The following is an 18,452-nucleotide window of genomic DNA, read 5'->3' as shown; positions in this document are numbered from 1 at the left end:
CCCCCTAACGCTTACGCTTCTTGGCCTACAGTTTCGTCTTCAATGCCTAGTTCTTGTTTAATCCAGTCATAACCTTCCGCTTCAAGGCGCTGTGCAAGCTCCGCGCCGCCGGATTTCACTACGCGTCCCTGCATCATAACGTGAACGACATCAGGCGTGATGTAGTTCAGAAGGCGCTGGTAGTGAGTGATCATTAAGCAGCCGAAGTTTTCGCTGCGCATTCTGTTAATTCCTTTAGAAACGACTTTAAGCGCATCGATATCAAGACCTGAATCGATCTCGTCAAGAATGGCGATTTTCGGCTCGATCATCATAAGCTGAAGGATTTCGTTGCGTTTTTTCTCCCCGCCTGAGAAACCTTCGTTCAGGTAACGTTGCGCCATTTCAGGGTCCATTTCAAGGAACTCCATGTTTTCGTCCATTTTGCGGATGAATTTCATAAGAGAAATTTCATCGCCTTCTTCACGGCGTGCGTTAATCGCAGAGCGAAGGAAATCGGCATTTGTCACACCGCTGATTTCGCTTGGGTACTGCATCGCAAGGAAAAGACCCGCCTGAGCTCGCTCGTCCACTTCCATTTCCAGTACATCCTTGCCGTCAAGCGTGATGCTGCCTTTTGTAACTTCGTATTTCGGGTGTCCCATAATCGCTGCTGAGAGCGTGGATTTACCGGTACCGTTCGGCCCCATGACAGCGTGGAATTCGCCGCCTTTTATTTCAAGGTTTACACCTTTTAAGATCTCTTTTCCTTCGATTTCAACGTGAAGATCCTTGATCGTTAATGTTGAAGCAGCCATATCTATACCTCCAAAATATATAATCATTATTCTCAATTTATTCTCATTCTAATTTTATAACAAATGAAAAGTAAATACAACTTTTTATATTACCCGGAACATTCCTAAAGTTTATCAAAGATCAAGGCGTAATTAAAGCTGTTTGAAACAGAAAAAGGGCGGAAATCCACCCTTTTTTACTGACCGATTTTCTCATTAAGCTGCGCTGCGAGGAACTTGCTTTTTTGATAATCAAGCTCCCTCTGCCGTTCGACTTCCATCCTTTTTGAAAGACGCCGTCCGTATTCCTCGTAGCCGATGCCGTGTGACTTCTGCATCGCTTTTTCCATTTCAGGCGTATAGTCAAGGTCCAGTCTCTCGTGGCTGGTGCAGATAATGAATCAATCCCTTCATATATTTGTTTCTATTGTAACAATGATCCTCTGCTCCGGCCAAAGAGAGTGTGCCCCTGAATCCTTTCGAATGTGCCGAAAACCGGCGCTCGCTTTATCTGAAAAACGGTATTCACACGATTGCTCTTTCTAATGCGTCGTATGTCCGAATTCCTGAATGCACTGCTGCACGAGGGTCACTCCCTGACTGAGAGCCGCGCCGCCCCCGAATGCCGCCGCGACGCCGATGACCTCAAGGATGTTTTCTTCTGTCGCCCCTTGGTCAAGGCAGCCCTTCGTATGATAAATCATGCAAAATTCATCTTGAGCGCTGATGCTGATGCCCAGAGCGATTAATTGTTTCTCTTTTTCAGTTAATGAATCCGCAGAGAAACACTGTTCAGTAAATTCATTAAACTTCCGCCCCATCATCGGCATTTTTTGCTCAAATATGCCTAAACCTTCTTTATATTGTTTCAATGCGTCATGCACGCTTTTGCCGTTATCCTGGTATTGAGCCACTGCCATTTCCCTCCAATAAGTTAACCTTCCTTTTTATTATGGACAGTTCTCCGATTAATACCCGAAAAAAACCCCGGATGATTCATCCGGGGTTTTCGTTTTATTCAGATACGGGAAGCACGGCTCCGTCGTATTTTTTCTCAATAAAGTCTTTGATTTTCTTAGAGTGAAGCACTTCCATAAGCGCTTTGATTTTCTCTGATTTTTCGTCACCTTTGCGTACGGCGATGATGTTTGCGTACGGGTTGTTTTTCGTTGATTCCACTTCAATCGCATCTTTTAACGGATTCAGTTTGTTTTGAATCGCATAGTTGACGTTAATGAAGACTGCATCGCCTTCTTCTTCATTATATGCTTTCGCCGTTAATTCAGGGGCGATTTTTTTGAATGTCAGGTTTTTCGGGTTTTTCGTAATGTTTTTCGTAGTGGCTTCAATCGTTTTTACCTTCGGATCAAGTGTGATCAGTCCGGCTTTTTCAAGCATCGCCAGCATACGGCCTTGTTCAGCGACATTGTTCGTCATGATGATGGTCGCGCCTTTAGGCAGGTCTTTCAGTGATTTGTATTTTTTCGTGTAAATTCCGAATGGCTCAAGGTGAACGGCTCCGGCATTCACTAGTTTGTAATCTTTATTTTCTTTCATTTCCTGTTCAAGGTAAGGAACGTGCTGGAAGAAGTTCGCATCCACTTCATTATCAGCTAACGCTTTGTTGTACATTTTGTAATCGTTCAGCACTTTTACTTTTAATGTGTAGCCTTTTTCCTTCAAGAGCGGTTCCGCTTCTTTTAAGATTTCAGCATGCGGTGTTTTTGTCGCAGCGACGACGATTTCCTTTTTATTTGAGCCGTTTGACCCGCAGGCGGCCAAAACTCCCGCGAACACAAGCAGCAGCGCACTTAATACAATCTTTTTCAATGTAAATCCTCCCTTATCTTTTGTCTATTATATTTGTAATTACATCACCGATAATCTGAATGATAAAGACGATGATGAGTATAAATACTGTCGCTACAAACGTTACATCCGTATTATTGGACTGGTAGCCTTCTACATATGCAAGGTTTCCGAGTCCGCCTGAACCGATGGCGCCGGCAATGGCGGTAGATCCGATCAGGGCGATGGCCGTAACGGTGATGCCTGAAATTAACGCAGGCATTGATTCAGGAATCAGCACTTTGAAGATAATCGTCGATGTCTTTGCTCCCATTGATCTGGCAGCTTCAATGACTCCTTTATCGACTTCCCGCAGTGCAATTTCCGCAAGACGGGCGTAAAACGGCGCGGAGCCGATAATCAGCGCCGGCAATGCGGCGTTCGGTCCTAAAATCGATCCGACCAAAATCTTAGTAAAGCCGAGAAGCAGAATAATTAAAATAAGAAACGGAATAGACCTGAAAATATTAACGACCGCCGCAATCACGGTGTTAATGATTTTATTTTCCCATAAGCTTCCCTTGCCCGTTAAAAAGAGCAGAAGACCGAGAATCGCTCCGATGATAAATGAAAAAACTAATGCGATGACCGTCATATAAAGGGTCTCGTATGTGGCCGTCCACAGCTCGGTTATATCAACGTTCGGGAACCATTTTTCAAACATTTGTGATCACCTCTGCTTCTACCTGTTTGTCTTTGATGAACCGGATCACGTTTTCTACTTCTTTTTCCTGACCGTCAATATGAATGAATAAAGAACCGTAGGCTCCGTCCTTCGTCTGTGAAATTTTCCCCTGCAGAATATTGACGTCCACATCAAAGTTTCGGATCATTTCCGTAATGAGGGGCTGCTCGGCGGCCTGCCCGACAAATGAAAGCTGAATCGTTTTTCCTGTCGCTGTTTCCTGCAGAAAATGCTGGATGGTTTCTTTCGTCTCCTCCGGTTCTGTCACCTGCTGAACGAAACGCTTAGTCATCGGTTCGCGCGGGTTTCTGAAAACTTGGAGTACTTCGCCTTCTTCAACGACTTTCCCGTTTTCCATGACGGCGACTCTGTTGCAGATTTTTCGGATGACGTGCATTTCATGGGTAATGAGCACGATCGTCAGACCGAGTCTGTCATTTATATCGGATAAAAGATCCAAAATTGAATCGGTTGTCTGCGGATCGAGCGCTGATGTCGCTTCATCGCACAGAAGGACTTTCGGATTATTGGCGAGCGCCCGGGCGATGCCGACACGCTGCTTTTGACCGCCGCTCAGCTGCGACGGATAAGATTTTTCTTTCCCCTCTAATCCGACCAGTTTAATCAATTCATCGGCGCGGCGGACCCGTTCGCTTTTTTTCACGCCGGCGATTTCCAGCGGAAACATAATGTTCTCCCGGACGGTGCGCGACCACAGAAGGTTAAAATGCTGGAAGATCATACTGATTTCCTGGCGCGCTTTTCTCAGCCCGCGGCTGCTTACTTTATTTAATTCCGTCCCCGCGACTTCCACGGTTCCCGACGTCGGCTTTTCAAGGCCGTTCAGGAGACGGATTAAGGAACTTTTACCAGCTCCGCTATATCCTATAATTCCAAATATTTCGCCCTTTTTGATATCAAGAGTGACATCTTGGACAGCATTGACATCCCCATGCTTCGCTTTGTAAATTTTTGAAACATTTTGAAGATGGATCAAAGCAATCACCCGCCTTACACTATTCTAAGAAATCTTCCGGGTTTCTCCGCAAAAGAAAAGCCTTTCTGCAAAAATGAGCAGAAAGGCTTATTGAAAAAGGCCTTTCTCTCATCTTTCAAAGCAGACCGCTTCGAGTGAATTGGCACCATTTCAACATTGTTGATGGTTGCCGGGCTTCATAGGGCACTTCCCTCCACCTCTCTTGATAAGAGAAAACATATCGTATTTTCGTCCGGAAATTCTTACTGTAGAATAGCACGGCGAATGATAAAAAGTCAATAAAATAAATATTGGAAGCTATTGTCACATAGTAGATTGGCAGTTTAAGGCCGTTTACTGATCGCCTGAAAAAATCCGTTTGTCAGCCAGAGGATGGCCTCCAGCTTCAGCAGAGCTCTGAATGATCCTTTCACTTTGAGTTTTCCGCTTTGGATAAGCTTTTGCAAAGAGACATCACCATGCAGGAGATGGATGATTTCCGTCTGGTTTCCGTAGAAGGTCAAATTAGATTTTTCCTTTGAAACCGACGTTTTTCTCATTTCTCCCTGTCCGTTAATTGAGACCGTTAAGGCTTCTGTTTCTCCTTGGAATGTAATCAGCAGAGTTGAGGCGTTTAATAGCGGTTTCAAAAACAGATGCTGTCCGTCATTCTCTGAAACTTCTATTTTCTCCACTCGTATAACCTCCCGTTTTAATGGCCATACATACACTTTCTCTTTTTAACGGACAGAACCCTTTATAAACCGCACGACATTTTCCTGTAAATATTGTCACATCGGGAACGTTTGCGATGTTTTTTGTTTAATCAGCTCATATAAATAGGAAACGGAGCGGAAGGCGTATCCTTTCTCAACAAGCTCTCCGCCTTTAAACAGCAAAAAGCACGGAACGCTTTCAATCTGATAGGCTTTGGCGAATGCGGGGGAATAATTCACGTTGTTTTTATAGAAGGCGGCGCCGGGCAGCATTTCTTCAACGACAGTAAGCATTTTGGACGCCAGCTGGCATGTGCCGCAAAACGGGGTGTACAAATACAGGAGATAAACGTCATCCTGAATCGATTCGAGTTCATTTTCTTGGAGTTCTTTCATGATTACCACCTCAGGTCGTTCTTTTTCAAAAATACAGTGTCAGCATCAAAGCCGGCTCTGATCAGCACAGATGCGAGATGATGGCCCGGGCACGACTCGACTTGCCTGTATGTTCTGTCTATATAAATATGGCGCGCTTCGGGAAGCTCCCGTTTGAGCTGTTTTCTTAATTTTTCTCCGGAGTCATCTGCGTCCGTTAAAATATAGACGTCTCTGTCAAACAGGCGGTCCGCCAAATCTTCCAGTTCGGTTTGGCCGATTGTTCCGTTTGTACAGACGATTTCCGCGGGTTCGATGAGCACTTCCCTGACTTTGATTTTATCAGATTTTCCTTCTACGATAATGACCTTTTCATCTCCGTTGTACATAAGCGCGTCACCTGCCGATTGTTTTAGCGTCAGATTGAAAAAGAAGGCAGTGAAATTCACCGCCAACTGTTAACACCAGCCATTCTCATAATCGCAATCGACATATTTCGGATCGCTGCCGTTTATGACATCGGCTGTTTTATAAAATTTTTGATTTTCAAATGAAAAGCCCTGTTTGAGCTCGTACTGGTCCATGCCTGTCATCTCGCCGATGGCTTCATTTTCATGAAACAAGGAAAACCGGCCGTTTTGAAAGCGGCCCGTGACGTTCTCCGTCACATCGACCTTTTGTTTATCAAAAGCCATTTTAGACACCTCCCGTTACAGATAGAATGTCCAAATGGCCCCTTTGCTATCCGATCAGTCTTCCTGTGTCATTTCGTCATATTGCTCGGAAGTCATGAGGTTTTCGATTTCTTCAGCATCAGCCGGTTCCACGACGATCATCCACGCTTTTTCATACGGAGACTCGTTTACGAATTCAGGACTGTCATCAAGGTCTTCGTTCACTTCCGTCACCGTTCCGTTAATCGGTGCGTACAGTTCTGATACGGTTTTGACGGATTCCACGCTGCCGAATGGCTCGTCCGCTTTAATTTCGGCGCCGACTTCCGGAAGCTCGACAAAGACGATGTCGCCAAGTTCGGCTTGCGCGAAATGTGTAATCCCGATGCGGGCTTTTCCGTCCTCAACTTTGACCCATTCGTGCTCTTTGGAATAACGCATATCTTTCGGTGTGCTCATCTAAATCCCTCCATTTTTTTCTTATAATAAGAAGATACCATAATTCTTTGAACCTGGCATTACATCCAATATTTTTCGAATTGGTCTTCTTTAAAGCCGACAGTGACTTTTTCGCCGTCTGTCGTAATCGGGCGTTTCAGGAGCATACCGTCTGATGCCAGGAGTTCAAGCTGTTCGTCCTCTGACATATGGTACAGTTTTTCCTTTAAGTTCAGCTCGCGGTATTTCATTCCGCTCGTGTTGAAAAACTTTTTGAGCTCAAGACCGCTCTTCTCATAGAGGTCTTTAATTTCTTCTTTCGACGGAGTTTCCTCCGCGATATGTATTTCGTTTATTTCCTTACCGCGGTCTTCCAGCCATTTTTTCGCATTACGGCACGTTCCGCATTTAGGGTACCAGTAAAAATTTAACGACATCTTCTTCACCCCTTGTAAATGATCGTCGTTATTTTAACACAATCACTTGTAAAAACCTATAACGTTGCTTCATGAAAAAGCGCCCCTGATGAAGGAGCGCTTTCAGCATGTGATCAGACCGTATATTTTTCTTCACGGAAGACGGCGGCTGCCGCTTCACGTTTTTTCTGAATGAGGTTTTTCGGCGTCAGGCGCGTCAGTTTGCGCAGCACGGAAAGCATCATGCGGAGGGAATCTCCTTCCTCCATGGCGATCAGTGATTCTTTGGCGTGCGCTTCAATGTTCTGAAGGGCTTCCTGAGCAAAGATTTCCGTATATAACAGCTTCTGCGCGGCTTTTTCGGCACCGTCCGCCGCAATTGCTTTTTCCGTTCTGAGGACGGCAGATTCCAAAGCGTAAAGCGCGCTGACAATATCGGCAATGTTCACCATGATTTCCTGCTCGCCTTCGATCTCTTTGCCGTATTTCTGCGCCGCGAGACCCGCTGTCAAGAGGGCGATCTTTTTCGCCTGTCTGACAATGTATTTTTCCTGTTCAAGAGGTTCTGAGCCCGGCTCTTCAGGCATCAGCATCATGAGTTCTTCTTGGAGCGCTTTTGCTTTTTCAAAGAGCGGCAGCTGACCTTTTACGGCTTTTTTCAGGAACGTGCTCGTTACGATCAGGCGGTTGATTTCATTTGTGCCTTCAAAAATTCTGTTGATTCTTGAGTCGCGATAAGCGCGCTCCACTTCATATTCCTGCATAAATCCGTAACCGCCGTGAATTTGAACACCTTCATCGGCAATGTAATCAAGCGTTTCAGAACCGCACATTTTGTTGAGCGAGCATTCAATCGCGTACTCGGCGATTGACTTCGCGACTTCGCGTCCGTCTTTTTGCTCCTCTTCCGTCAGTCTGCTCATATTATCTTCGAATAAGCCCACTGTTCTGTATACAGAGCTCTCCATGGCGTAAAGCCGCGCTGACATCGTCGCAAGCTTTTCCTGAGTGAGCGTGAAGCTTGAGATCGGCGTTTTAAATTGCCGGCGCTGGTTTGCATAAGCGGCGGACAGCTCAATCACCCGTTTTGAAGCGCCGATTGTGCCGACGGCAAGCTTGTAGCGCCCGATATTCAGAATATTAAAGGCGATGACATGGCCTTTTCCGATTTCGCCGAGAAGGTTTTCTTTCGGGACTTCCGCCTGATCTAAAATCAGTGTTCTTGTCGATGAACCCTTAATCCCCATTTTTTTCTCTTCCGGTCCCGTTGACACGCCCGGATAGTTCTTTTCTACGATAAATGCGGAAAACTTATCTCCGTCCACTTTAGCGTAGACGACAAAGACATCTGCAAAGGCGGAGTTTGTAATCCATTGCTTTTCTCCGTTAAGAATATAGTGTGTGCCCGCTTCATTCAAAACAGCCGTGGTTTTCGCGCCGAGGGCATCTGAACCTGAACCGGGCTCAGTTAAGGCGTATGCCGCGATTCTTTGCCCTGAAGCCAAGTCCGGCAAATAGGTTTTTTTCTGTTCTTCCGTTCCGAAGAACACGATCGGCAAGGAGCCGATACCGACATGAGCGCCGTAAGACAGCGAAAAGCTGCCGGCACGTGAAAACTTTTCCGTAATGAAGGCTGAACTGATTTTATCCAATCCGATGCCGCCGTACTCTTCAGGTACGTCTGCTCCGAGGAGGCCGAGATCTCCGGCTTTTTTCAGCAGTCTGACCGAATGCTCGAACTGATGGTTTTCAATTTCATCGATATATGGAAGCACATCGTTTACGACGTAGTCTTCTGTCGTTTTGCCGATCATTTTATGTTCGTCTGTAAAGTCCTCCGGAGTGAATATTTGATCATATCCCGTCTCTTCAATCAGAAAGCTGCCGCCTTTTTTGACGTTGACCGTTTCCTGTTTCATGCTTCGTTTCCCCCTTGTTTTAAATGAGCTCAAATACGCCGGCAGCGCCCATGCCGCCTCCGATGCACATCGTCACCACGCCGAATTGCTCGTTTCTCCGTTTCATTTCATGAATGAGTGACAGGGTCAGCTTCGTTCCCGTGCATCCGAGCGGATGTCCGAGCGCGATGGCGCCTCCGTTGACGTTCACCTTTTCTTCATCTATCCCAAGCGATCTGATGACTTGAATGGCCTGTGAAGCAAAGGCCTCATTCAATTCAAAAAGCCCGATATCCTGCAATTCGAGTCCGGCAAGCTTGAGCGCCCGCGGGATGGCTTCAATCGGACCGATCCCCATTACCTCAGGCGGAACGCCCCCTACGGCAAAGGAACGGAATTTGACAAGCGGCGCCAATCCGAGCGACGATGCTTTTTCGCGATCCATCAGCATGACAGCCGCCGCGCCGTCACTTGTTTGTGAAGAGTTCCCGGCCGTCACGGTTCCCGTTTTAGAAAAAGCCGGACGGAGCTTCGCCAAGACGTCAGCCGATGTGCCGGGACGAACGCCTTCATCTTGTGAAAAGGTAAATTGTTTTTTCCGCGGCTTATGGTCATCACCGACTTCTGTCAGCGATACTTCAACCGGCACGATTTCGTCATTGAATTTGCCTTCTTTAAGGGCTTTTGCGGCATTCTGATGGCTGCGGACGGCAAATGCATCCTGGTCTTCTCTGGATACGCCGTACGTTTCGGCGACCTGCTCCGCTGTGTGCCCCATGCTCATGTAATACTCAGGCGCATGCTCCGCCAAAGCGATATTCGGCCGTGTCACATGCCCCATCATCGGAACTTGCGACATGGATTCCGCACCGCCCGCAATGACGGTGTCACCCGCGCCGATCATGATTTTTTCAGCACCGTAAGCGATGGATTGGAGCCCGGAAGAGCAGTAGCGGTTCACCGTAATGGCCGGCACCGTATGAGGAAGCCCCGCCAGCGCACCGATATTCCGCGCCATATTTAATCCTTGTTCGGCTTCAGGTGTTGCACAACCGATAATTAAGTCATCGATGTTTCCTTCATAGCCGCCTGCCCGTTTCAGCGTTTCTTTTACACAAAGCGCGCCTAAATCATCAGGACGAACGGCTGCAAGCGATCCTTTTTTCGCTTTACCGACCGGGGTTCTCGCACCGGCCACAATGACTGCTTCTCTCATAAACACCCTCCTAGTTCCGTAAAGGTTTGCCTTTGACGAGCATATGCTGCATTCTCGCTTGAGATTTCGCCTCGCCAGCGAGGCTTAAAAAGGCTTCTCTTTCAATCTCGAGTAAATATTCTTCTGAAACCTCCGTGCCGAACGGGACTCTTCCGCCGGCAATGACATGGGCCAGCTTCTTCGCAATCTTCATATCGTGATCGGATAAATAACCCGACCGTCTCATTTGGTCTGCTCCGAGCAGTAATGCCGCACAGCCGGTTTCTCCGGTGACTTTCACTTTTTTGCGGGCAGGCGGGCGGTATCCGCTGTCATATAAGGAAGCAGCCAGCTGTTTCGCATCGTGCAGCAGGTGATCCTGATTCATGCTGACACGGTCTGCCGCGGACAAAATCTGCATATCACGGGCTTCGTGTGCCGAACCGGACACTTTGGCAAGCGCGATTGTTTCGAAGGTTTTAATGGCCGCGTCCATCAGTTCACTTCCGCCGTTCAAATAATTCATGTACAGCTCTTTGTTTCCTCCGCCGCCCGGAATAAGGCCGACGCCGGTTTCAACAAGACCCATATACGATTCGCTCGCCGCCTGAACGCGTGCCGCCGGGAGACAGACTTCCGTGCCGCCGCCGAGTGTCATCCCGAATGGCGCCGCGACAACGGGTTTAGCGCTGTATTTGATGTTCAGCATCGTCTGCTGAAAACGGCGGATGACAAAATCGACTTCCATGAAGTTATCATCCTGAGCTTCCATTAAAATCATCGCAAGGTTTGCCCCCGCGCAGAAATGTCTGCCTTGGTTTCCGATGACAAGTCCTTTATAATTCCGCTCGGTTTCCTCAAGCGCATTGTCAATCATCTGAATAATGTCTAAGCCGATCGCGTTGCTTTTCGTATGAAATTCCAGCAGCGCGACATCATCGCCGAGATCAATCAGACTTGCGCCGCTGTTTTTAGTGATAACGCCTTTTGTTTCTTTTAACGTTTGCAGGCTGATCCGTTTCGGATTTTCTTTCACAGCCCTGTATTGGCCGTCTGAATAGTAAAATGGTGTTCCGTTTTCCTTCATATAAAATGTTTCATGGCCCTGGTCAAGCATTTCTTTCACCCAGCCGGGGATTTCTGCGCCTTCTTCTTCGAGCCGCTCCGCTGATTTTCTGACGCCGATGGCATCCCACATCTCAAACGGTCCGAGCTCCCATCCGAAGCCCCATTTCATGGCGTCGTCAATCGCTTTGATATCATCAGCGATCTCACCTAAAAGCCGGGCTGAGTATAAGAGTGTTTGCGATGTAATATTCCAAAGCAGGCGTCCGGCGCGGTCATCAGAGTATATAAGCGCTTTCATTTTGCCTTTGGCACCCTTTGCCTGTTTGGCGGCTTCTAACGCGGGCGTCTTCATTTTCGAGCGCTCACCGTATGTCATGGTCAGCGGATCGAGTTCATATATTGTTTTACCTTCTTTTTTGTAAAAACCTTGGCCTGATTTGCTGCCCAGCCAATTGTTTTTCAGCATGTCATTCATAAATTCAGGAAGCTTAAACATGTCTTTTTCAGCACCGTCGGCTTTATCATACACATTTTTTGCCACATGGGCGAAAGTATCAAGCCCCACAACGTCAAGGGTTCTGAAGGTCGCGCTTTTCGGTCTGCCGATCAAAGGCCCGGTCACCGTGTCCACCTCGCCGATGCGGCAGCCGGAAGAAAGCATTTCTCTTACCGTGACCAGCAGGCCGTACGTACCGATGCGGTTGGCGATAAAATTAGGCGTATCTTTCGCGATGACGACACCTTTCCCGAGCGTGTTTTCTGCAAATGAAGTCATAAACTCCAGCACGTCAGGATCTGTTTCCTGAATCGGAATGATTTCCAGAAGCTTTAAGTAGCGGGCCGGATTAAAGAAATGGGTTCCTAAGAAATGGGCTTTAAAATCGGCAGATCGGCCTTCCGCCATTTTTGTGACGGAGATACCGGACGTATTGCTCGACACGATGCTTCCCGGTTTCCGGTATTCATCAACGAGTGAGAAAATCTGTTTTTTTACGTCAAGATTTTCGACGACGACTTCAATAATCCAATCAGCATCCTTTAATTGAGCTGCGTCATCTTCCAAATTCCCCGCAGTTATATAGTCGAGATTGGCAGCCGAAGTCAGCGGCGCCGGTTTTTGCTTCAGCAGCTTTTGCATGGCCGATCGGCTCAGCCTGCTGCGGACCTCCGGGCTTTCTAATGTCAGCCCTTTTTTCATCTCATCCTTTGTCAGCTCGTTTGGCACAATATCAAGCAGCAGGACGGGAATTCCGATGTTAGCCAAGTGCGCGGCAATTCCGGACCCCATGACGCCTGATCCGAGAACGGCTGCTTTCTTTATAAACTTGTGCATGAGTCATCCCCCTTGAACTTTGAATGAATAGTCATTCATTTTTTCGGCAAAAAAAATGAAACCCTTTTCTTCTTTCATCTTAAAAGATTTTCAGGATGACTTCAATAGCAAATATGGAATTTTTTTAAATTTTTCGGCTTCCGCATGTTCCATGGCGCGGGCGGGAAACTTAAACCCGGAGGTGAAGGGAATGGTGCGAGGGAGAAAAGATCCGTCTTCTGCCGCAGTGAGCGCGGCCAGCATGAAAGGAAATGCGGGACCGAAGCAAAAATACGGCGGCGGCAAACGGACGAGCCAAAATCAGCAATATAAAAAAGACAACATGGAATAACATGCTGCGGCTGCTTTTTGGAGCAGCCGTTATTTTTTGAAGATCCCTTTCAGCACAAACGCCGCGTTTGCCGGGCGCTCGGCGATTCTTCTCATCAGGTACCCGTACCAATCGGTTCCGTACGGGACATACACCCTCATCCTGTATCCTTCTTCGGCAAGCTCCTTCTGGCGCTCCGTTCTGATGCCGTACAGCATTTGGAATTCAAACTGCTCCCGGGGAATTTGATGTTCGCTTATGAGTGTTTTCGTATAAGAAATGATGTCATCGTCATGAGTCGCCACCGCCGTTTCATGGCCGCTCAAAAGCTGCAGCTTAATCAGCTGCTGAAAATGAAGATCGGTTGCTTTTTTATCAGGGAATGCAACGGCCGCCGATTCTTTATAAGCGCCTTTTACAAGCCTGAGCCGCGGCTTGTATGGCATCAGACCGCTGATGTCTTCAGCTGCCCGGTACAAATAAGCCTGAATGACGGTGCCGAGCATCGGGAAATCCGGCTTGCACCGCTTATACAGCTCGAGTGTACGGCCGCATCTTGAATAGTCCTCCATATCAATCGTTACAGGCACGCAGCGTTCTTTTGCCTCCGTCAATATGTCTCTGACATGCTGTTCCGCGAGCTTCTCGGAAATATCCAGACCGATGGATGTTAATTTCAGAGACAGCTCACAATCCAGTTGATTCTCGGCAATCGCCCTGATTGCTTTTTTACATTCTTCCGCCGTCCTTTTCGCATCCTTCTCTGAACCCGCATATTCACCTAGATAATCAATCGAAGCCGACAGCCCTTTTTGGTTCAGCCGCTTTACCGTTTTCACAGCTTCTGTGAGTGTTTCCCCTGCAACGAACCTTCCCGCGCCGAAGCGGATTCCGTAAGCCTGGGCGAATTTTGTAAGCATTTTATTTTTCGACAAAAATAAACATATGTTCCGCAGCAAGGATGAACTCCCTCCTTTTTCTTTTATTCGTGTATGAAATCCTGATCGCAGAGAAAGCTAAAAAGAACAGAATTGAAGGAGGCGTTTATATGAACAACCAAGAGCAGCACGGAAACTTGCCGCCTGCCGTCATCTCAACGAAAGACCATTTGTATCTTGAGGACATGCTGAACTGGAATCTGCTTGCCATGAAAAAAGCGCATTTTATGGCGGAACACTGCCAGAATCAGACGTTAAAACAAGAGCTTGATCAGATCGGCCGGATGCATCAGAAGCATTATCAGCACATATTGGGCCGCTTGAACCCCGATCAAGGCGGACAGACAACAACAGGCTATATGCAATAGGAGGACAATACATGGAACAGCAAAATCAAAAAATCACAAATCCGCAAACGCCCGTGCCCAATACGGCGCAAATGAATGACAGAGACTTGGTGAATGAGCTGCTGACGACGGAAAAATACATCACGGCTTCATATTGCACAGCCCTGCACGAGTTCAGCCACGAGTCTCTTTATCAAGATATTCAGGCGATTTTCGATGAGTCACAAAAAGCGCAAAGAAGATTATACGATGTGATGTTTCAAAATGGCTGGTATTCCATTGAAGCAGCCGATACCCAAAAGCTTCAGCAATCGTATGAGAAGTTCCGGCAGACCATTCAGCAGCAGTCTCCCTATCAGCAGTAAAACGAAGAAGGATTTGATGTTTTCGACAAGCATCAATCCTTTTTTTATTTTTGCACAAAAAGATTGACTTATCATTAATCCTTATTTATATTTAACTAATGTTAATTATTTTCTCAAGGAACAAGATGAGGAGGAGTTATGAAAAACGCGGATCAATATGTGTCTGACATCCAGAAATCTCTTCAGACGCTGCTGCAAAACATACAGCCTGAAATGGTGGAAAGCATGGCAAAACACGAGGTGACGCCTGCCCAATTATTTGTTTTAGCCAGCCTGAAAAAACACGGGAGCTGCAAAGTTTCCGAAATTGCGGAACGCATGGAGGTAAAACCGAGCGCAGTGACGCTGATGGCCGACCGCCTCGAGCAAAAAGGACTTATCGTCCGCAAACATAACCAGCAGGACAGACGCGTCATCGACATCAGCCTCACCAAAAAAGGCGAAACAAAATTCGAAGATGTTGTGGAAGGACGGAAAGCGATACTGGCGCGAAACCTGTCCGTTCTGACTGACGATGAACTGATTCAGTCCGTGAACATCATCCGCAAAGTAGCGGAAGCCGCCGAGAAATACGCGGCTGATCAAAAAGAAAACGAATAGAATAGAGGAGCTGCCGAAACATGAGCATTGAAAAGAAAGATCCAAAACGCACATTATTAATAACCGGCTTAATCATCGCCATGTTTTTCTCAGCCCTTGACGGCACCATCGTAGGAACGGCGATTCCTAAAATCGTGGGTGACCTCGGGGGATTAAGCATGATGACGTGGCTGACCACGGCATATCTTTTAACTTCGACGACGATCGTTCCGATTGCGGGGAAACTTGCAGATTTATTGGGACGCCGCGTCGTCTATGTGTCAGGTTTATTGATTTTTATGGGAGCCTCCGCACTGTGCGGTATGGCAAGCAACATGACGGAACTGATTATTTTCCGCGGACTTCAGGGAATCGGCGGCGGTGTCATGATGCCGATGGCTATGATCGTCATCGGGGATTTGTTCACAGGAAAACAGCGTGCCAAGTTCCAAGGGCTTTTCGGGGCGATTTACGGGCTTGCTTCCGTGATCGGCCCGCAAATCGGGGGCTGGATTGTTGACTCATTAAATTGGAAATGGGTTTTCTATATCAACCTGCCTGTCGGAATTTTAGCCGTCATCTTTATCGCAAGAGGACTTCAAGGCAGAAAACAGACCGGGCCGATTAACTTTGACATCGCCGGCATTTTTACAATGATCGTCGGAATCGTCAGCCTTCTCCTCGCACTCAGCTTCGGAGGAAAGGATTACGCATGGGGCTCTTGGCAGATTCTCGGTCTCTTTGCGCTTGCGCTTGCCGGGATTGTCGGATTCATTTTCGCTGAAATCAAAGCAAAAGAGCCGATTCTGCCGATGTACCTGTTTAAAAACAGAACGTTTACCGTACTGAATCTGATCGGCTTTTTCATGAGTATCGGCATGTTCGGCGCCGTTACGTTCGTTCCTTTCTTTATGCAGGGAATTATCGGAGTCAGCGCCACCGCGTCCGGCACGATTATGACGCCGATGATGGTATCTATGATTATCACAAGTATTATCGGAGGCCAGCTGGTTTATAAGATCGGTATTAAACCGCAAATCATGATCGGCATGCTGATCATGGCCGTCGGCTTCTTCTTATTAACGACATTGCAGCTGGATACAAGCAAGCTCGCGGCGACGTGCTATATGGCCGTGATCGGTCTGGGAATGGGGCTCGTCATGCCGCTTCTCACACTCGCTCTGCAAGAAACGTTTTCAAAAGAAGAGCTGGGTGTTGTGACCTCTTCAAGCCAATTTTTCCGGATGATCGGGGGAACGTTCGGCATTACGGTGCTCGGCGCTGTCATGAATGCCAGATCAGGAAGCCTTTTAACCGACAGACTGGTGCCTTACTTAGACTCACTCCCGAAACAGGCAAGTGCCTTTGCCGCCCAGTTTAAAGGTATGATTGACAAGAATCCTGAAGGGCTGCTTCAATCCTTGTTCAGCCAGGAATCGATTAAGCAGATCCCGGCCGCATTTTCTTCCCATATCGTGCCGGTTTTGAAAACGTCACTGATGGATTCGCTTCACAGCGTGTTTTTCACAGGCCTGGCCTTTATCGCTGCCGGATTGATCCTCACGCTGTTTGTTAAATCAATTAAACTGACAAACAAAAAGACAGGCAAACAAGAAGAAAAGGCGAAAGCCGTTTAACAAAGAAAAATCCCGCGGATGCCGCGGGATTTTTTTATATCATCTGGGAATGGCCAGTCTTCCGCCTCATTGGAATTGGGGGAAAAATTCAAAAAAATAATGATGAAACCCTTTAATAAACCTTAAACATTTCATAGTTATCTTTATAGTACGACATAATAAAGTCACGAAAATTTCTTATCGAAGAAGATAACAGCTTATGTCTTAACCAAGATAAGCCGACTGGATATGAAGCAGAGTGATCAGTCACTTTTATAAAATTCAGCCCCAATGTTCTGCAAACTGAAATAGGAAGCAACGCAACACCTTGATCCAGCTTTATAATCTCGACCAGTAAATGAGAATCTGCCTCAAATGCAATATTTGGGGTGAAACCGGCTTTCTCACAAAGCGAGGCTGTAAAACCGCTGTACTCTTCATTATTAGCAAGGGTAATAAATGGTTCATCGGCGGCAAGACGTAAAGAAATTTCTGTTTTACCCGTAAATCGGTGGTTTGAGGGCAAAGCCAGAACAATATCTTCATTTACCAGCACACAACTCTCTATCTCTTCATCTTGAATCGGATGACCTGTTATTCCTAAATCAATGTCCCCTTTTTTTAAACTTGTTATGATCTCGCTTTTAACTCCGATTGCTTGGAGAATTTTTGATTGAGGGGAGCGGTTGATATATTCACTCATCAGTCCTGCAAGGAATCTTGGATTGGAAATAGATATTCTGATGGTGTCAGACATTTGATGTTCCTCCAATTGAATTTCCGTTTGTGCATTTTCAATCTCAGTAAAAATCCTGTTTACATGTTTTAAAAGAATTTTCCCTGCTGAACTCAGCTTAATATTTCTGCCTTTTCTCTCAAACAAGGTTGTTCCCAGTTCATTCTCAAGTCTTTTTATAGTGAGACTTAAAGAAGGCTGGGCAATCTTTAATTGTTCTGCTGCTTTAGAAATATGTTCAGTATAGGCAACTGTCTGAAAGTATTTTAGCTGCAGCAATTCCATCTGTCTGCACCCCCTTATTTATTTCAATAAATATATATATACCTTATTATGTATTAGATTAAATGTAAATATGGATGTAAGATAATAACGCAGTTAAATAAAAGGAAAGGGGTTTCCTACTATGAAAATTGATGTGAATAACATTGTGAAAAATTTAAACACACCTTTAACATCACCTGCTTACCCCGTGCCAACCTATAAATTTGTTAACCGGGAATATCTTAATATTATTTACCGAACGGATGAAAAAGCTTTACGTGCGGCAGTGCCGGAACCTCTTGAAATTACTGAACCTTTAGTGAAATTCGAAGTGATGTGGATGCCCGATGTTTCCGGACTTGGTGCCTATACAGAGGCGGGACAAATCATCCCTGTCAGCTTTAATGGTGAAGAAGGAGATTATGTTCATTCTATGTATGTAGACAATTTCCCGGCTATTGCAAGCGGACGGGAACTTACTGCATATCCAAAGAAATTGGGTGCCCCTAAGCTGTATATAGACTCTGATACTCTTGTTGGCACATTAGATTATGGCAGTCTTCGTGTGGCAGCTGCGACTATGGGATATAAACATTTCGAAATGGACAAGGAAAAAGCGAAAAGGGAAATTTGCCGACCTAATTTTATGGTGAAGATTGCTACTGATTACAATGGTGATTTAAGGGTTTGTGATTTGGTGCGAACGCAAATAACGAATATAGAAGTTAAAGGTGCCTGGACTGGACCGGCGCGGCTTCAATTATTTGAACATGCTCTGGCACCGCTTGCAGATTTGCCTGTACTAGAAGTTGTTTCAGCATCTCATATTATTACGGATTTAACCTTAAATGCAGCACAGCCGGTTTATAACTACTTAGAGGAAAAATAAGGAGACGTTT

General features: G+C 46.4%; 23 protein-coding genes and 1 riboswitch. Of the genes, 6 read left to right on the top strand and 17 right to left on the bottom strand.

Annotation, left to right across the window (positions count from 1 at the left end):
• Positions 1 to 11: 11 nt before the first annotated feature.
• The 15 genes from sufC to K3G25_RS13740 all read right to left on the bottom strand — a co-directional run bounded on the left by sufC (position 12) and on the right by K3G25_RS13740 (position 12,398).
• Complete coding sequence (gene sufC / locus K3G25_RS13810; protein ID WP_003327022.1) at positions 12 to 797, bottom strand: Fe-S cluster assembly ATPase SufC; 786 nt, start codon at positions 795 to 797, stop codon at positions 12 to 14.
• 176 nt (positions 798 to 973) lie between these two features.
• A complete protein-coding gene (locus K3G25_RS13805; RefSeq protein ID WP_094296276.1) occupies positions 974 to 1,126 on the bottom strand; it encodes a YuzK family famiily protein in 153 nt (50 codons plus the stop codon).
• Positions 1,127 to 1,318: 192 nt separating this feature from the next.
• On the bottom strand, positions 1,319 to 1,696 hold the full coding sequence (locus K3G25_RS13800) for a carboxymuconolactone decarboxylase family protein (protein ID WP_029973602.1): 378 nt from the start codon (positions 1,694 to 1,696) through the stop codon (positions 1,319 to 1,321).
• Between the two features lie 94 nt (positions 1,697 to 1,790).
• Complete coding sequence (metQ, locus tag K3G25_RS13795; protein WP_014418825.1) at positions 1,791 to 2,606, bottom strand: methionine ABC transporter substrate-binding lipoprotein MetQ; 816 nt, start codon at positions 2,604 to 2,606, stop codon at positions 1,791 to 1,793.
• 13 nt (positions 2,607 to 2,619) lie between these two features.
• A complete protein-coding gene (locus K3G25_RS13790) occupies positions 2,620 to 3,288 on the bottom strand; it encodes a methionine ABC transporter permease (RefSeq protein WP_003151851.1) in 669 nt (222 codons plus the stop codon).
• On the bottom strand, positions 3,281 to 4,306 hold the full coding sequence (metN, locus tag K3G25_RS13785; protein WP_003151850.1) for a methionine ABC transporter ATP-binding protein MetN: 1,026 nt from the start codon (positions 4,304 to 4,306) through the stop codon (positions 3,281 to 3,283). The genes K3G25_RS13790 and metN overlap by 8 nt, the downstream gene beginning before the upstream one ends.
• Before the next feature lie 105 nt (positions 4,307 to 4,411).
• Positions 4,412 to 4,518: riboswitch (SAM riboswitch) on the bottom strand.
• A gap of 111 nt (positions 4,519 to 4,629) precedes the next feature.
• Positions 4,630 to 4,980, bottom strand: coding sequence for an SCP2 sterol-binding domain-containing protein (locus tag K3G25_RS13780; RefSeq protein WP_007410085.1), 351 nt, complete (start codon positions 4,978 to 4,980; stop codon positions 4,630 to 4,632).
• A gap of 96 nt (positions 4,981 to 5,076) precedes the next feature.
• Complete coding sequence (locus tag K3G25_RS13775) at positions 5,077 to 5,397, bottom strand: thioredoxin family protein (protein WP_003151847.1); 321 nt, start codon at positions 5,395 to 5,397, stop codon at positions 5,077 to 5,079.
• A gap of 2 nt (positions 5,398 to 5,399) precedes the next feature.
• A complete protein-coding gene (locus tag K3G25_RS13770) occupies positions 5,400 to 5,765 on the bottom strand; it encodes a toprim domain-containing protein (protein ID WP_007410083.1) in 366 nt (121 codons plus the stop codon).
• A gap of 69 nt (positions 5,766 to 5,834) precedes the next feature.
• Positions 5,835 to 6,071: a YusG family protein gene (locus K3G25_RS13765; RefSeq protein ID WP_003151845.1), complete on the bottom strand. Its 237-nt coding sequence runs from the start codon at positions 6,069 to 6,071 to the stop codon at positions 5,835 to 5,837.
• Positions 6,072 to 6,125: 54 nt separating this feature from the next.
• Positions 6,126 to 6,509, bottom strand: coding sequence for a glycine cleavage system protein GcvH (gcvH, locus tag K3G25_RS13760; RefSeq protein WP_003151844.1), 384 nt, complete (start codon positions 6,507 to 6,509; stop codon positions 6,126 to 6,128).
• Positions 6,510 to 6,568: 59 nt separating this feature from the next.
• On the bottom strand, positions 6,569 to 6,925 hold the full coding sequence (locus K3G25_RS13755) for an arsenate reductase family protein (RefSeq protein ID WP_003151843.1): 357 nt from the start codon (positions 6,923 to 6,925) through the stop codon (positions 6,569 to 6,571).
• A 113-nt stretch (positions 6,926 to 7,038) separates the two neighbouring features.
• Positions 7,039 to 8,823 carry an acyl-CoA dehydrogenase FadE gene (locus tag K3G25_RS13750; RefSeq protein WP_007613612.1) on the bottom strand — a complete coding sequence of 595 codons (1,785 nt, stop codon included), beginning with the start codon at positions 8,821 to 8,823 and terminating at the stop codon, positions 7,039 to 7,041.
• 19 nt (positions 8,824 to 8,842) lie between these two features.
• Entirely contained in the window at positions 8,843 to 10,018 is a 1,176-nt protein-coding gene (locus K3G25_RS13745) for an acetyl-CoA C-acetyltransferase (RefSeq protein ID WP_003151841.1), read from the bottom strand.
• Between the two features lie 10 nt (positions 10,019 to 10,028).
• Complete coding sequence (locus K3G25_RS13740; RefSeq protein WP_029973600.1) at positions 10,029 to 12,398, bottom strand: 3-hydroxyacyl-CoA dehydrogenase/enoyl-CoA hydratase family protein; 2,370 nt, start codon at positions 12,396 to 12,398, stop codon at positions 10,029 to 10,031.
• Positions 12,399 to 12,588: 190 nt separating this feature from the next.
• Between K3G25_RS13740 and K3G25_RS13735 the strand changes: the two genes are divergently transcribed.
• Positions 12,589 to 12,729 carry a YuzL family protein gene (locus K3G25_RS13735; RefSeq protein ID WP_003151836.1) on the top strand — a complete coding sequence of 47 codons (141 nt, stop codon included), beginning with the start codon at positions 12,589 to 12,591 and terminating at the stop codon, positions 12,727 to 12,729.
• A gap of 29 nt (positions 12,730 to 12,758) precedes the next feature.
• On the opposite strand, the gene K3G25_RS13730 is transcribed toward K3G25_RS13735, so the two are convergent.
• Positions 12,759 to 13,667, bottom strand: a complete 909-nt coding sequence (locus tag K3G25_RS13730) for a proline dehydrogenase family protein (protein ID WP_021494006.1) — start codon at positions 13,665 to 13,667, stop codon at positions 12,759 to 12,761.
• Between the two features lie 89 nt (positions 13,668 to 13,756).
• Here K3G25_RS13730 and K3G25_RS13725 point away from each other — a divergent pair, with 89 nt between their 5' ends.
• The 4 genes from K3G25_RS13725 (at position 13,757) to K3G25_RS13710 (ending at position 16,574) form a co-directional block, all read left to right on the top strand.
• The gene (locus K3G25_RS13725) at positions 13,757 to 14,014 is read left to right on the top strand and encodes a hypothetical protein (protein WP_015418171.1); all 258 of its coding nucleotides are present in this window, start codon (positions 13,757 to 13,759) and stop codon (positions 14,012 to 14,014) included.
• 11 nt (positions 14,015 to 14,025) lie between these two features.
• On the top strand, positions 14,026 to 14,358 hold the full coding sequence (locus K3G25_RS13720; protein ID WP_017418957.1) for a spore coat protein: 333 nt from the start codon (positions 14,026 to 14,028) through the stop codon (positions 14,356 to 14,358).
• Between the two features lie 138 nt (positions 14,359 to 14,496).
• Positions 14,497 to 14,958 carry a MarR family winged helix-turn-helix transcriptional regulator gene (locus K3G25_RS13715; protein WP_003151828.1) on the top strand — a complete coding sequence of 154 codons (462 nt, stop codon included), beginning with the start codon at positions 14,497 to 14,499 and terminating at the stop codon, positions 14,956 to 14,958.
• A gap of 20 nt (positions 14,959 to 14,978) precedes the next feature.
• Positions 14,979 to 16,574, top strand: coding sequence for an MDR family MFS transporter (locus K3G25_RS13710; protein WP_007410079.1), 1,596 nt, complete (start codon positions 14,979 to 14,981; stop codon positions 16,572 to 16,574).
• A 112-nt stretch (positions 16,575 to 16,686) separates the two neighbouring features.
• On the opposite strand, the gene K3G25_RS13705 is transcribed toward K3G25_RS13710, so the two are convergent.
• Positions 16,687 to 17,574: a LysR family transcriptional regulator gene (locus K3G25_RS13705; RefSeq protein WP_014418832.1), complete on the bottom strand. Its 888-nt coding sequence runs from the start codon at positions 17,572 to 17,574 to the stop codon at positions 16,687 to 16,689.
• A gap of 121 nt (positions 17,575 to 17,695) precedes the next feature.
• On the opposite strand from K3G25_RS13705, the gene K3G25_RS13700 reads away from it, so the two are divergent.
• A complete protein-coding gene (locus K3G25_RS13700; protein WP_029973597.1) occupies positions 17,696 to 18,442 on the top strand; it encodes an acetoacetate decarboxylase in 747 nt (248 codons plus the stop codon).
• Positions 18,443 to 18,452: the final 10 nt, after the last annotated feature.

Source organism: Bacillus sp. FCW2 (assembly GCF_021228595.1).
In the GTDB taxonomy this organism is placed as follows: domain Bacteria; phylum Bacillota; class Bacilli; order Bacillales; family Bacillaceae; genus Bacillus; species Bacillus velezensis.
This window is presented reverse-complemented; position numbering and strand designations above follow the sequence as displayed.